We start from the raw sequence: 13,505 nt of genomic DNA, 5'->3' as shown, positions 1-13,505 counted from the left end.
GAATTGGCTAACAAAGTTTTACAACAGCTCTATTGAAACTGAAGAGTTAACTTGTAGATTTTTTTCTTCCATCTTAGCGCAATCAATCCAAGCAATAAGCTCAGCCTTGGCTGTCTTTAATTCATTAATCCTTTTTAATGAATTCTCATCAGGCTTTCCATATCGTATTTCATGACTAAAATTCTTTAGTTTATGAAAGTTGATTTTTTTTGTGATTAAGTGGTTCAGAATATCTTGAGCATCTTCAGGAGAAAATTCTCCTCTTACTAGTTCAAATTGCTTGTTCAGTAAGCTCATAGTTTCTTTAATTTCTATTGACTGCATGTTCTTTGTGTTTTAATGTTTGGCAAAGTTTATAAATCCAATTCATAAGTTTTTATTTATATTTGTTATGTTATACATAAAATATATTTATGAATTATACCATTCATCAATTACAAATATTTCTGAAGGTGATTCAGACGCAAAGCATTACTAAAGCAGCCGAAGCCCTGTTTATGACTCAGCCTGCAGTTTCTATTCAGTTAAAAAATCTTCAAGATCAGTTTGATATTTCTCTTACAGAAGTGATTGGTAAACAGCTATATATCACCGATTTTGGTAAAGAGATTGCAATAATGGCTGAAAGAGTTATTCAAGAATTAGAGAACATTAATTATAAAACTCAGGCCTATCAAGGCATTATGACTGGCAGATTGAGTATCTCATCTGCCTCTACCGGAAAGTATGTAATTCCTTACTTTTTGTCTGGCTTTTTAGAGCAGCATTCGGGTATAGATTTGGTGCTTGACGTAACTAATAAGAGCAAAGTAATTGAAAGCCTAAAAAAGAATGAAACTGATTTTGCGCTGGTTTCTGTAGTGCCAGACAAACTGCCAATTGAAGAAGAAATACTTGTTGAAAATAAATTGTATTTGGTGGCTAACACACCTATTCGTGATGAAAGTAAACCTCATATTTACAGAGAAAGTGGCTCTGCTACCCGCTTAGCAATGGAAAATTATTTTGAAAGGCATCAGGGTAAACAGCGCAAAAGGTTAGAACTCACTTCAAACGAAGCGGTAAAACAAGCGGTGATTGCAGGCTTAGGGAATTCGATTATGCCGCTTATCGGGCTTAAAAATGAATTATTAAATAACCAAGTATATATTTTGGAATCACCGGGCTTACCGCTTAAAACGCAGTGGCGTTTAATCTGGTTAAAAGGAAAAAAATTATCCCCCATAGGTCAAGCCTTTTTGGCGTTTTTACGTGCAGAAAAACATCAAATTTTGACCAAGAATTTTGATTGGTATTTGAGGTATTGAGTTGAAGTAATTACGAAGCCTGTTAGAGCTTTTTCTATTTGTAGTAATTAAACAACTCTTTAAGCTTTTGTTGGTGACAGGAGACTGACCGAGGATGTTTTAGTCAAATTAAACATCAGAATAATATTTTGGGACAAGGTTTCCATTTTTAATTCTCGGTCATACTCACAACACCCACAAGGACTAAAATTAGCGCACTGCTGTTTCAATAGGAGTTTCACCCGCTATGATTTCGAAAGTTTGGTTTTGCTGCACACCGTCTTCCAATACTTCTACCAAGGTTTGGGCTACATCGGCCCTTGAAATACTGCCCTGCGTGTCTAGTTTTTCTCTAAGCTGAATTTTACCTGTACCTTCATTATCTGTAAGGCCACCCGGCCGTACAATGCTATACTCCAAACCGCTATTGCGTAGGTGGTTGTCGGCATTTTGTTTTGCCTTTAAGTAATCTTCGAGGTCATCGCTTACCGAAGGATTATCTGCGCCCATGGAGCTTAGCATTACATATTTGTTAACTCCTGCTTTTTTTGCAGCATCCGTCAAGCTTTTGGCTCCTTCTTGATCTACCGCGATTACTTTTTTGCCTTTAGAGCCCGCAGCAAAAATTACTTTATCAACTCCAATTACTGCATGGCTCAAATCTTTTTCCAAGTCGGCCAGTACTGTTGCCACACCCTGTTTTTCAAAAGCTTCTTTTTGGTCTTCTTTTCTAACCATGGCGATAGGTCGATAACGGTTTGAGGTTTGAAGTAATTCAACAATAATTTTACCTGTAGTGCCGTTTGCTCCGGCTATTAATATGTTTTGTTTTTCGTTTGTCATGTTTTTTAAATTTGATCAAAGTGATTATTTGTGAATCGTTTCTTACGATTACGATTATTTTTCAACCTTTCTTATGTAAAGTTTGTGAAGTTTTGTTTTAGCCTGCCGGTTGTTTTGACAACATGAAATCACTAGATATGTTCCGAGAAATTCTAATAGACTTAATTGAAAGGGGATTAGATCAAAGCTAAAAAGGGATAGAAAAGAAGGCCATGAATTATTCATCCATGGCCTTGAATTAGTTTTTAAATGCTTTTACCAAATCTTAATTCTTTCTTCTACAGGTTTGTAATTAGCATCACCTGGCTGAACATCAAATGCTTCGTAAAAAGGAGTGAAGTTCATTAATGGGCCGTTTACACGCCACATTGGTGGAGAATGGGAATTGGTTTTTACATAGTTGCGTAAATACTCGTCTCGGGTTTTTACACGCCAAATACGGGCAATGGACATAAAGAAACGTTGGTCGGGTGTATATCCGCCAATCTTTACTGTGTCTTGGCCTTGCTTGGTTAGTTTAAAGGCATCGTAAGCAATTGAAATTCCACCATTATCTGCCGTGTTTTCTCCAACGGATAATGCACCTTTTAAATGCAAACTGTCCAAAACAGTATAAGAACTGTATCGGTCGATAATCAATTGAGTTTTGGCTTGGAACTTCTCATAATCTTCGTCCGTCCACCAGTTTTTCACATTTCCATCTTTATCAAATTGAGCACCTTGATCGTCAAAAGCATGGGTCAATTCATGACCAATCACCATTCCAATTCCACCATAATTAATGGCATCATCGGCTTGTAAATCAAAGTAAGGGAATTGTAAAATGCCTGCCGGGAACACAATCTCATTGAGGGGAGGGTTGTAGTAAGCGGTTACAGTCGATGGCGTTGTGCCCCACTCATCTTTGTTAGGGGCTTTGTTCAGTTTATCTAAACCGTACTGATAGTCGTTTTGTCTCAAGGCCACTACGTTTTCAAAAAACTTGTCTTTTTCAATGTTTACATTCCCGTAGTCTCTCCAAACATCTGGATAGCCAATCTTTTTGGTAATCGTGTATAATTTCTCTTTGGCCTGAACCTTAGTGGCATCACTCATCCAATCAAGCTCGTTAATTCTATTTTCAAAGGCTTTTTGAAGGTTGTTGACCAAATCCAATACCCGGCTTTTGGCTTCTTCATTAAAATATCTTTCTACGTATAATTGGCCTAGCGCAAAACCAAGCTGTCTATCTACCTTGTTTACCATGATTTGAGCGCGTGATTGTTTCACCGCTTGCCCAGAGATGATTTTTGAATATTCGAAAGCTGCCGTTTCAAAAGGCTCGCTTAAGATATCAGCGTAATTAGTTAATACTTTTGCTTTTAAATAGGTCTTCCAATCGGCTAAGGAAACGGAAGGAAGCATGGTGTTGAGTTTCGCATAATAAGCAGGCTGAGCGATATCGACAGAATCGGCTTCTGCACCAAAATGATCTAACAATTTGGACCAACCGATATTGGGTTGATTTATATTAAGGTCTGCTACTGCGGTTTTATTGTAATTGGCTTTTACATTTCTTCGCTCGATACGCGTTTTATGCGCTTCTGCCAATTGCTTCTCTATGCCATAAGCCGTGGAGGTACTTTGTTCTGCATTTTCATTACCTATTAATTCAAACAGCTTGGTTAAATACGCTTGATAGGCCTTTTGAATTTCAAGGGTAGATTCGTCCGTTTTAAAATAATAATCACGGTCGGGTAAGCCTAAACCTGTCTGTCCAAAATGTAGCATGTTGACACTGCTATTTTCATTGTCGGGAGAGACTCCCATACTGATCAATGATCCATTGCCAGACTTGAACTCTTTGGCCACAAATTGCATCATTGCCGGAATAGAGTTGATGGCGTTGATTTGATCGAGCAAAGGTTGAATGGGTTCAAAACCACGTTCGTTGATGAGCGCGGTATTCATGCCTGAACTGTAAAAATCGCCCACCATTTGATCTGCGCTTCCTTTTTCGTGGGTTCCACTAGAAACTTCCTCTAAAATGTTTTCTAAGAGCTTTTTCTGAGGAATATTTAAAAAGCTATAAGAACCAACTCCAGCTTGGTCGTCTGCAATTACAGCGTTGTCGTACCAAGTTTTGTTTACATGGAGGAAAAAGTTATCTCCTGGTTTGATGCTTTCATCGATTCCATCGAATTCGAATTTATTGGCTTCTACCTCTTTTTTCTTGCCGCAGGAAACAAGGGTAAAAAAGGCTAGCGTGAAATAAAATAGTTTTTTCATAGATCTTTTGTGGTTTCTAATGAGGGTAAGTACGGTATAGCACTCCACCACTAAATTGATCATTCAATCTAATCGTTTTAATTGAATTGGAGTAACCTACTGTGTAATAGGGGTAGAAGGTTTTCTGAAACCAAGAAGTAATAGAGGAATTTGAATAAGTCTAATACTTATCCAATTCGCCATTGAGCCATGCCCATAATCTGCGTAGCCCTTTTTTAGGGGCTTGCTTTTTAATAGGTGTTTTGGCAATTTTTTTAGGTTGTTCTGTAGCTTGGGCAGTTGCTGTCTTTGACTTCTTTTTCTTTGGTGCTGTGGCCTTTAGTTTGGCTTGCACTTTTTCTTTGTAGTGCTTTTCTTTTAGTGCTTTAATACGCTTTTCTTCAGCCAATTTTTTACGCTTGGCTTCTTGTTCGGCCTTTCTTCTTTCTAATTCAACTGAGTTGGGTCTGCTGCGCTGATTTTGTCTTTTACGATCGTGGGTAGGAGTGTTCCTATTTTGTTTGGTGTTTCGCTGTTTTGGTTTTTCAGCAGCTTCTTTTGTTTCTTCTGGTTTGGCTTTTTCTTTAACTTTAGGTTCGGGTAAATCAATTTTACCCAAAACTTTTAAGCCCTCTAGTTTTAGCTTAGGTGCCTTTATCAATTCAGCATCTTTGTGTTTTTCTTGCGCTTCTTTTTCTAAACTATATACTTTAGGTGTTTCAGTTGGTTCTTTTTGTTCTACTGTTTTGGGCGCTTCTTTAACGGTATTTGGGGTAATAACTTCTTCAGTAGGCGTTTCTATTTCCTCAGTTACTTCCAAGGGTTCTTCAACGGCCTCAACTACCTCAATTTCTGCTTTTGGGCTTGCTACTGCGTTTGATTCTATAGAAGGTTTGGGCATTGGAACGATTGAAAGAATTAGACTTTCCTGTTCTTCGGTCAGTTTGTAATTAGGATCGTTTTCAATCTCGTGTCCATTTTTTGATAAAATGCCAATCAAATATTTGGGTTGAACTTGGAGTTTGCGGGCTAATTGTCTGAGGCGCATGGTATTAATTTAAGCTTGCAAATATAGTAAAGTGCCTTGCGGTAATGCAAAAATTATAAGTGTAGTTCTTGTAAAACCGAAAAAAGGAATGTTTTGATGTGGTTCACCTGAAAGCGAATCATAAATCATGGTAGTTGAGAAGATATCAACTCAGGTTGTTTTATTTGTTTTTTAGAAGGTAAAAGGGGGTTACCGTTCGTGTAGAAATTAACTCAAAACCTCTTTTCAACAACTTAATTCAAACACTTCTCATTGTAGTTCTGTTATATAATTTGAACCTTTGAACTTGAATTAAACGAAATGAATATGATGAAAAAACAGATCAACGGAATGCTATTAATTTGTGCTGTGGCAGCCTTGACTTTTGGATGTTCTCAGAGTAAAGAAAAATCTGAAGAAAAAGTAGATTCGGCTACAGAAACGGCTGAAGAATCGCTGGAAAGCGTGATTGTAGACTTAGAAAGTAAAAGCGATAGTCAATTAAAAGGTACGGTTATATTTAAAGAATTGGCCAACGGAAAAATCAATATTGATGTGAATTTGATGAATATTGAACCGGGCGACCATGCCGTACACATACATGCTATTGGTGATTGTTCTGCTCCTGATGGAACTTCGGCCGGAGGCCACTGGAACCCTATGGGCGTAGATCATGGAAATAGAGCCGAGGGTGGTGATTTTCACCAAGGTGATATTGGAAACCTTACTGTTGGAGAAGATGGAAATGGTTCGCTATCTATGGATGTAGAAGGTTGGACTATTGGCGGAGATGAAAATACCAATATCTTAAACCATGCGGTGATAGTACATGCAGGTCCAGATGATTTTACTTCTCAGCCTGCTGGTGCGGCTGGTCCAAGAATTGGATGCGGTGTAATCTCTCTTAAATAAAAATTAAAACCCTATATTTTGAAAGAGCTTAGTGTTTATCTAAGCTCTTTTTTTATGCCCCTAAATTGGGCTTTAAGAGTCATTTTAAGGCTTAATGCTTAATTAGTGAATACAGCTTGCAACTTTTTAATCATTATTTCGACTAAGCCTAAAGATTATTTTTTATTGTCGTCTAAGTGTATTTATCATTTCAATCGTCATTAAAGTGGTTAGTCTATTTTAGGTCTAATTTTTTAAATCAAACAACAGGTCAAACTCTAAATTAATTATGCGAAAATTTTTACTTACGACATGTGTCGTATTGTGTACTGTTCTAGCTTCTGCTCAAGAAAAGGTCACCTTGAACGGATATGTACGAGACGCTTCCAATGGAGAGGAGCTTCTCGGAGTCACGGTTTTAGTAGTTGAAATTGGGAATGGAGTAGTTTCCAATAATTACGGTTTCTATTCCATTACGCTTGCCCCAGGAAACTACACGGTTAAGTACAGTTTTATTGGCTATAAAACCATTGAAAAGAAGATTACGCTGGACAAGGACATTGAATTGAATATTGCTCTTCCAGAAGAATTAACAGAACTGGAAGAGGTAGTGGTTACAGGTGAAAGTCCAGTTGCAAACGTGTCAAGCATTCAAATGAGTAGGAATGACTTGGACATTAAGCAAGTAAAGAAGCTACCTGCACTTTTTGGTGAACCAGATATTATTAAAACTATTCAAATGCTTCCAGGTGTGATTTCTGCAGGAGAAGGTACTTCCAGTTTCTTTGTTCGTGGCGGAAGTGCAGATCAGAACTTGATTTTAATTGATGAAGCTCCTGTCTATGATCCTTCGCATTTATTCGGACTCTTTTCGGTGTTCAATGCCGATATTATCAAGGATTCAGAACTTTACAAAGGTGGAATTCCCTCTCGTTTTGGTGGAAGGCTATCTTCTATTTTAGACGTAAGAACCCGTGATGGAAACAACAAGGAATTTGAAGGCGAGGCTGGAATTGGTCTTTTGGCCAGTAGTATTTCGGTAGAAGGGCCAATTAAGAAAGACGAAAGTTCCTACATATTTTCTGCTCGTAGGTCTTATGTGGATCTGTTTTTACGAGCTGCCAACAATGATAACTTGGTCTATTTTTATGATGTCAACGCCAAGGTAAATTGGAGAGCTAATAACAAAAACCGTTTCTTCCTTTCTGTTTATTCTGGTAGAGATGATTTTTCTTTTGGTGAAGATTTTGGATTTGATTGGGGAAATAAAACAGCCACCTTTCGTTGGAACCACCTCTTTAGCGATAAACTATTTTCTAATACCTCGCTGATTGCTTCAAGCTTCGATTACGGATTGGGGATTGAAGACCCAGTACAAGGAATTCGTTGGGATTCAAACCTACAAGAATATAGCTTCAAAAACGATTTTAACTATTTCGCCAGTCCACAATTCGAATTAGATTTTGGATACCATGTAACTTATAAGCGTTTCGCCCCAGGCAAAATCACACCTTCAAGCGATGAGTCTATTTTCAAAGCAACGGAATTGCAGCATGAATACGCTCTGGATCATGCATTTTACTTGGGAGCCCAACACGAATTGTCTTCAAAACTGACGATGAATTATGGCGCTAGATTATCAGCTTTTCAGAGCATAGGCAAAGGCGATGTGTATTTATATGAAGATACGAAAGACAATATTGACCCCACACGCACCGACACGCTTTCGTTTAAAAGTTTCGAGCCTATCAAAACCTATTTCAATTTTGAACCAAGGTTTTCTATGCGCTATATGCTCAATGAATCTAGCTCTGTAAAGATGAGCTATAACCGAATGGTTCAGAATACGCACTTGATTTCAAGCGGTACTGTGCCTTTGCCTTTTAATACTTGGGCGCCAAGTAGCTATTACCTTAAACCTCAAATTGCCGATCAGGTGGCTCTGGGTTACTTCAAAAACTTAAATGATAATATGTATGAGTTCTCTGTAGAGGCCTATTACAAAACAATGGATAACGTAACCGATTTTGCGGATAACGCGCAGGTTTTCTTTAATACAGATTTAAGTACAGAGTACCGCCAAGGCGATGCAGAGGCTTATGGTTTAGAATTTTTCTTACAGAAGAAAGAAGGCGCACTTACTGGTTTTATTGCCTATACCTTGTCGAAAACAGAGCGAACAATTGAAGGTGTGAATTTAGGTGAAACCTTTTTAGCCAATTACGATAGACGCCATAGCTTAAATATGCTTGCTACATACGATTACAGTGATAAATGGTCGTTTGGTGCTGGCTTTACTTATGGAACAGGAAGGCCAACGACCATTCCTTCAGGAACTTACGAATGGGGAGACGGATATTCTGCCGATGTAATTACAGAAAGAAATGGGTATAATCTGCCTTCGTTCCATAGATTAGATTTAAGCGCTACGCTAACGCCAAAATCAAATGCTCATAAAAAATGGAAAACCTCTTGGGTATTTTCATTATACAATGCCTACAGCCGTAAAAATCCATTCTCGCTGTACACCCGAGTAAAGCAAGATAAAGATGGAAATACCATTGGCGATGGGAATGAAAAAGAAGCTAGAATGATCTATCTGTTCCCAATTCTACCTTCAGTTACTTATAATATCAAATTTTAATCGAGGCATATTAAGATGAAAAATCTATATAAATACATACTGTTTTCCTTGACTGTTTTCTTTGTTTCCTGCGAAGAAACCATCGATATCGATACCATTACCTCTGAACCTAAAGTGGTGATTGATGGGGTATTAACGAATAATTCTGAACTCAACTTTATTAAGCTTAGCTATACAAGAGGCTTTTATTCACTTGATCCAAATCCTGCCATTACAGATGCCGTAGTTACCGTTACAGATGATGCAGATAATGAAGTGGTTTATATACATAACCCAAATAATGACCCATCGAAGAAAGGTTATTATTATCCGCAAACACCTTATGCTGGCAGTATTTGGACAACATACCGCTTAAAAGTGACTGTAGATGGAGTGGATTATACTGCTTCAGAAACTATGTTACCCGTCACCAAAATTGATTCATTAGTAGTAACTATTGATGAAGAGGAAAGGGAAGATCCTGACGAAGAGGGTGAGTTTTATGAGGTATTGTTTTATGCAAAAGAACCTCAGGATAGGGTGGACCATTACCTTTTTAAATTCTATAAGAATGGATTGACCTTAAGGGATTTTGAAGGCGATATCTATTTCTCTGAAGATGAATTTCTAGGAGAAGAAATTAGCGGAATACCTACTGCCGGATATTATAAGCTTGGCCAGTATGCTAAAGTGGAAATGTATAGCATTACCCGAGAGGCATTTATTTACTATAATGATTTATCGAACTTGCTCAACAATGATGGGGGAATGTTTACGCCACCGCCAGCAAACCCAAGAACAAACTTGTCGAATGGGGCATTCGGATACTTTCAGGTCAGTGCGGTAGATATTATGGAGATTGAAATAAAATAACTCAATTAAGACATTTCACTTTTGTGAGGGATACAAAAACGGGATTGCCAAATGCGGTAATTCCGTTTTTTATTTAACATGGTCTATCGAAAAGGAAAACCTCTTTTGATGGACCTAGAGTTTATTCTTACCGATAATCAATCCTATACTAATAAGCCTCAATGTTTGAATTGAAGTGTTTTGTTATTCACCTCAAAGTGTTGGATTGTTCCACAATTTGAAGTCAATCCTATCGCCCTTTATTAAATAGCTAATAATGTAAGTAGCTGTAATTCAGTTGGTGTATTGATATTTGTGCTCTTGGCATGTCTTTTTCAATAAGAAGGGTAAAACAATTAATTCAACAAAAATTATAAAGTTATGAAAAAGGCAATTTTAAGTTTATTAGCAATAGGTACTTTAAGTTTCACATCTGTTGCATTCACTAGTGTAGGCGAAGCTGCTACAGTGCTTGTTCAGCAAGAGAAGAAAACAGAAATTCTGATGAAAAACCTTCCTGAAGAAGTGAAAAAAGGATGGGAAGAAGCAGAATACAAAGATGAAAACGTAGAGAAAATCTACAAAGTTGAAACTCCAGCTCCAGAGAGCGAAGAGTACATCGAGTTCATCGTGAAAAAAGAGACTGGTAAAGTAGCTGTTCACTTTGGAATGGACGGAACGTTACTGAGAGAGGTAGCTATTGACGGAAAACAGTAATCAGTTTTTGGTTGAGTATTCACATAAGTGACCCTTTGTGTTAGTAGAGAAGGTTATCCGGACGGGATAACCTTCTTGTTTTTGTGCCCAATTTTAACGCATTTTACCACGCTGATTGTATTCCTTGATCTTCACATTCAACGCTTTAAAATCTAATTTGCCCTGAACCTCAGTAAGGTGATCTAGAATAGCCAAACCTTTGTTCAATTGGCTGTCTATGTTTTTTACTTTCCCCACAATGTAAATGAGGCTACGTTGCTTGCCAGGAGTAAGAGAATGGAAGAATTTAGAGCCAACCTCATCTTGATCTAGCAAAACGCTAAAAGATTCAGGTATTGGTATTCCATATTCTGAATTGTCCTTTTCAAGCGTTACTTCCACCTTATCGCCTTCACTTATATTAAGCTCGGTTCTTATTTTTTGGTTAACGAGAATATAACTTCCCTCGTTAATGGGCATCAAAGCTGTATGAATAGTGATTTTGTTATTGATACAGCACTTTACTCGCCTATTATTGCCATTGGTAAACTGAGCCGTTATTTCTGGGCTTACAGGCAAATGGTAGCTCCAATGTTCATAATGGAATTGGGCTAAAGTGGTAGTAAAACTGACCAATGGTTCAAAATTGTGAGTTTAATTTTCTGGGTTGGCCGTGAGTTTCAATACATAAATCAGTGGCCAAAGTTTACCGGTTACGAGTAAAGACTTTGTTGATTCATGCCAAGCAATTCCATTTAAAACATCAGCATCTGGGTTAAGCAATCGGGTGCGGTAAGTTAGGTCGGAAAGGTCTAAAAAACCTTGTACTTCGCCTGTATTGGCATCAATCTTAGCAATTTGGTCTTTTAAGTAAATGTTTGCCCAAATATAGCCATCAACGTACTCAAGCTCGTTTAGGCTGCTTACAGCTACACCTTTATAAGTTACATTAAGCTTTTTTATCGGAGCTAAACTGGCAGTGTCCAAAAACGAAAGTGAGTTCGATCCGTCTGACATAATCAGATTTTTTCCATCGTGGGTTAATCCCCAACCTTCATTATTGTATTTGAATTCCCTTAACTGTTCAAAGGTTTCTAAATCGTAAACAAAGCCTACTTTTTGCTGCCATGTAAGTTGGTAGATTTTGTTATTCAGAATGGTAATGCCTTCTCCAAAGAATTTGTCGTCTAGTATTACCTTTTTGTCTGGTTTTCCAGTTGAAGGATCTACAATTCCGATCCACGAAGCTTCTCTACCTGTACTCTCGTAGATTTTTCCTTTATGAACCAGTAAGCCTTGCGTGTAGGCAGTAGAATCATGCGGCATGGTTTGCTCCACCTTGTAGCTGATTAATTCAGGGTTGGCCAAAGAATATTTGTCTTTTTTAGAAGGAGTACATGAAATAATGCCTAGGCTGAGTGATAGGATGGAAAGTTGTAGAAATTTCATGGAGGATCGTCAATGTTTATTTACAAAATAGAAACCAACCGATAATGGATTTGGCTTGAATTTAATAATTGCCTTATTGGCACATAAACTTAACGAACATCCCTTTATTTCTCAGCCAGCTTTAGCAAATATTTCTTGAAACGTTTGGTGTCGTAATTGGCCATTCCTGTTTTACTTACTACAATTTTACCTTCAGGAGAAACTACAAAAGTGGATGGAACTACGCCAGTTTCGAAAACATCGGGTAGAGGAGAGGCCAATTTGAATACAGGAAAATCGAACCCTTTGCGCTTTACCCAAGTGCGGGCTGTTTTCATTTCGTCATCGTGAGAAATCATCAAAAACACAATATCATCTTTGTTTTCAATTTTATTATAGAGCGAATTGATGTTAGGCATTTCGGCAACGCAAGGCGGGCACCAAGTGGCCCAAATGTTAATGAAAAGCGTTTTCCCTTTTAAATCACGAACATCTATTTTGTTGCCTTCTTCATTTACCAAACGGAAATTGTAATCGGCATCAACCACTTCATCGGCATCTAAAGCAGTGGCGTTCGCAACACCAGTTACCAATACTGCCTGCTGCACTTTTCCGAAAACTTCGGCCTGAGAACCTGTCAAATAGATGACCAGAAAAACCATTACAACAATAGATAGCTCAATGATATCTCTTTTGGTTACGCCTTTCTTTTTCTTATTTTTTTCCTCCATTGCTGAATTCTTTGGGCTTCAAGTTAACTAAACTTATAAAATAGTATGTACATGCTATTCACTCCAATGTAATGAGAATGGAATCAACACATAATTGGTTCACTAGAAAGGCAACATTGACGGCAGTATAGTTTAAAAACTAAGCCTCGAGTTTCAGAATGTCATAAGCATGCTGTTTATACTGCTCCATAATTTCGTCTTTTTTAGCAACATTCTTTTCCATACATAAATAGTAATAGGCGCCTTCTAAGATGGTGTAAATCAAATTTGCGGTTCGTTTTGGATCTTCTAGTTTCAGTGACCCCTCTTCTATACATTCCAACAAATGAGATTCTAACCAAACGCGTAAAGAGTCATGTAACTCTTTGTATTTAGAACGAATGACGTTGTTTCTAAAAATCAGACTGTAACAACTGTAATAAACATCATCGCTAATCAGAGCATTCCATTTTCTGGAGAAAAGGTTGTTGAGCACTTCCTTTAAATGGTCAATCGAAGTGCCATCTTTTTGAGTGCTATAGATTTTTTGATAACGACTTAGAATATAATCAATGAGGGCAAGCACTAGCTCATCTTTGTTCTTAAAGTTATGCAAGATTAAGCTAGGGTTAACATCCATGGCTTCTGCAATCTTAGCAATAGAGGTGTTTTGGAGCCCTTCTGCCTTGGCTGTTTTATAGAATGCTTTTACTATTTCTTGTCTTCTGAGGTCTTTAATGTTCTTTCTTCCCATTGAATTTGTGTGTGATTCTGAGGCCCAAATATGTGGAAAATAAATTGAACGACTATTCAATTAAAATTAAATCGCGGTTAATGATGGGGTAACATGCCGCGCCTACATTTGACAATCTAAAATCTGCTCTAAAACTAAAACAAAACTT

The 13,505-nt window shown here is 37.7% G+C and carries 13 protein-coding genes; 5 read left to right on the top strand and 8 right to left on the bottom strand.

Annotation, left to right across the window (positions count from 1 at the left end):
- Window positions 1-18 precede the first annotated feature (18 nt).
- Window positions 19-324 (bottom strand): hypothetical protein, encoded by a 306-nt coding sequence (locus tag OB69_RS14710; protein ID WP_245620831.1) that lies wholly within the window; start codon window positions 322-324, stop codon window positions 19-21.
- Between the two features lie 89 nt (window positions 325-413).
- On the opposite strand from OB69_RS14710, the gene OB69_RS14705 reads away from it, so the two are divergent.
- Entirely contained in the window at window positions 414-1,307 is an 894-nt protein-coding gene (locus tag OB69_RS14705; protein ID WP_053224508.1) for a LysR substrate-binding domain-containing protein, read from the top strand.
- Between the two features lie 189 nt (window positions 1,308-1,496).
- Here the strand turns inward: OB69_RS14705 and OB69_RS14700 are convergent, their stop codons facing one another.
- From OB69_RS14700 to OB69_RS14690, 3 genes are all read right to left on the bottom strand, one after another.
- Entirely contained in the window at window positions 1,497-2,129 is a 633-nt protein-coding gene (locus OB69_RS14700) for an SDR family oxidoreductase (protein WP_053224507.1), read from the bottom strand.
- 255 nt (window positions 2,130-2,384) lie between these two features.
- Window positions 2,385-4,397, bottom strand: a complete 2,013-nt coding sequence (locus OB69_RS14695; RefSeq protein WP_053224567.1) for a M13 family metallopeptidase — start codon at window positions 4,395-4,397, stop codon at window positions 2,385-2,387.
- Between the two features lie 160 nt (window positions 4,398-4,557).
- A complete protein-coding gene (locus tag OB69_RS14690) occupies window positions 4,558-5,424 on the bottom strand; it encodes a hypothetical protein (protein ID WP_053224506.1) in 867 nt (288 codons plus the stop codon).
- A 306-nt stretch (window positions 5,425-5,730) separates the two neighbouring features.
- Between OB69_RS14690 and OB69_RS14685 the strand changes: the two genes are divergently transcribed.
- The 4 genes from OB69_RS14685 (at window position 5,731) to OB69_RS14670 (ending at window position 10,486) form a co-directional block, all read left to right on the top strand.
- Window positions 5,731-6,315 carry a superoxide dismutase family protein gene (locus OB69_RS14685; RefSeq protein ID WP_071387123.1) on the top strand — a complete coding sequence of 195 codons (585 nt, stop codon included), beginning with the start codon at window positions 5,731-5,733 and terminating at the stop codon, window positions 6,313-6,315.
- Between the two features lie 268 nt (window positions 6,316-6,583).
- Entirely contained in the window at window positions 6,584-8,938 is a 2,355-nt protein-coding gene (locus OB69_RS14680) for a TonB-dependent receptor (protein WP_053224504.1), read from the top strand.
- Window positions 8,939-8,953: 15 nt separating this feature from the next.
- The gene (locus OB69_RS14675; protein WP_053224503.1) at window positions 8,954-9,790 is read left to right on the top strand and encodes a DUF4249 domain-containing protein; all 837 of its coding nucleotides are present in this window, start codon (window positions 8,954-8,956) and stop codon (window positions 9,788-9,790) included.
- Window positions 9,791-10,150: 360 nt separating this feature from the next.
- The gene (locus OB69_RS14670) at window positions 10,151-10,486 is read left to right on the top strand and encodes a hypothetical protein (RefSeq protein WP_053224502.1); all 336 of its coding nucleotides are present in this window, start codon (window positions 10,151-10,153) and stop codon (window positions 10,484-10,486) included.
- Window positions 10,487-10,579: 93 nt separating this feature from the next.
- Here the strand turns inward: OB69_RS14670 and OB69_RS14665 are convergent, their stop codons facing one another.
- The 4 genes from OB69_RS14665 to OB69_RS14650 form a co-directional block, all read right to left on the bottom strand.
- The gene (locus OB69_RS14665) at window positions 10,580-11,101 is read right to left on the bottom strand and encodes a YdeI/OmpD-associated family protein (protein ID WP_053224501.1); all 522 of its coding nucleotides are present in this window, start codon (window positions 11,099-11,101) and stop codon (window positions 10,580-10,582) included.
- A gap of 18 nt (window positions 11,102-11,119) precedes the next feature.
- Complete coding sequence (locus tag OB69_RS14660; RefSeq protein WP_053224500.1) at window positions 11,120-11,914, bottom strand: glutaminyl-peptide cyclotransferase; 795 nt, start codon at window positions 11,912-11,914, stop codon at window positions 11,120-11,122.
- Between the two features lie 104 nt (window positions 11,915-12,018).
- A complete protein-coding gene (locus tag OB69_RS14655) occupies window positions 12,019-12,624 on the bottom strand; it encodes a TlpA family protein disulfide reductase (protein WP_053224499.1) in 606 nt (201 codons plus the stop codon).
- Window positions 12,625-12,763: 139 nt separating this feature from the next.
- A complete protein-coding gene (locus OB69_RS14650; protein WP_053224498.1) occupies window positions 12,764-13,357 on the bottom strand; it encodes a TetR family transcriptional regulator in 594 nt (197 codons plus the stop codon).
- Window positions 13,358-13,505 lie beyond the last annotated feature (148 nt).

It is taken from the genome of Roseivirga seohaensis subsp. aquiponti (assembly GCF_001267955.1).
Lineage (GTDB): Bacteria > Bacteroidota > Bacteroidia > Cytophagales > Cyclobacteriaceae > Roseivirga > Roseivirga seohaensis.
Note: the sequence above shows the minus strand (reverse complement) of the source record. Positions and strands in the feature narration are given on the sequence as shown.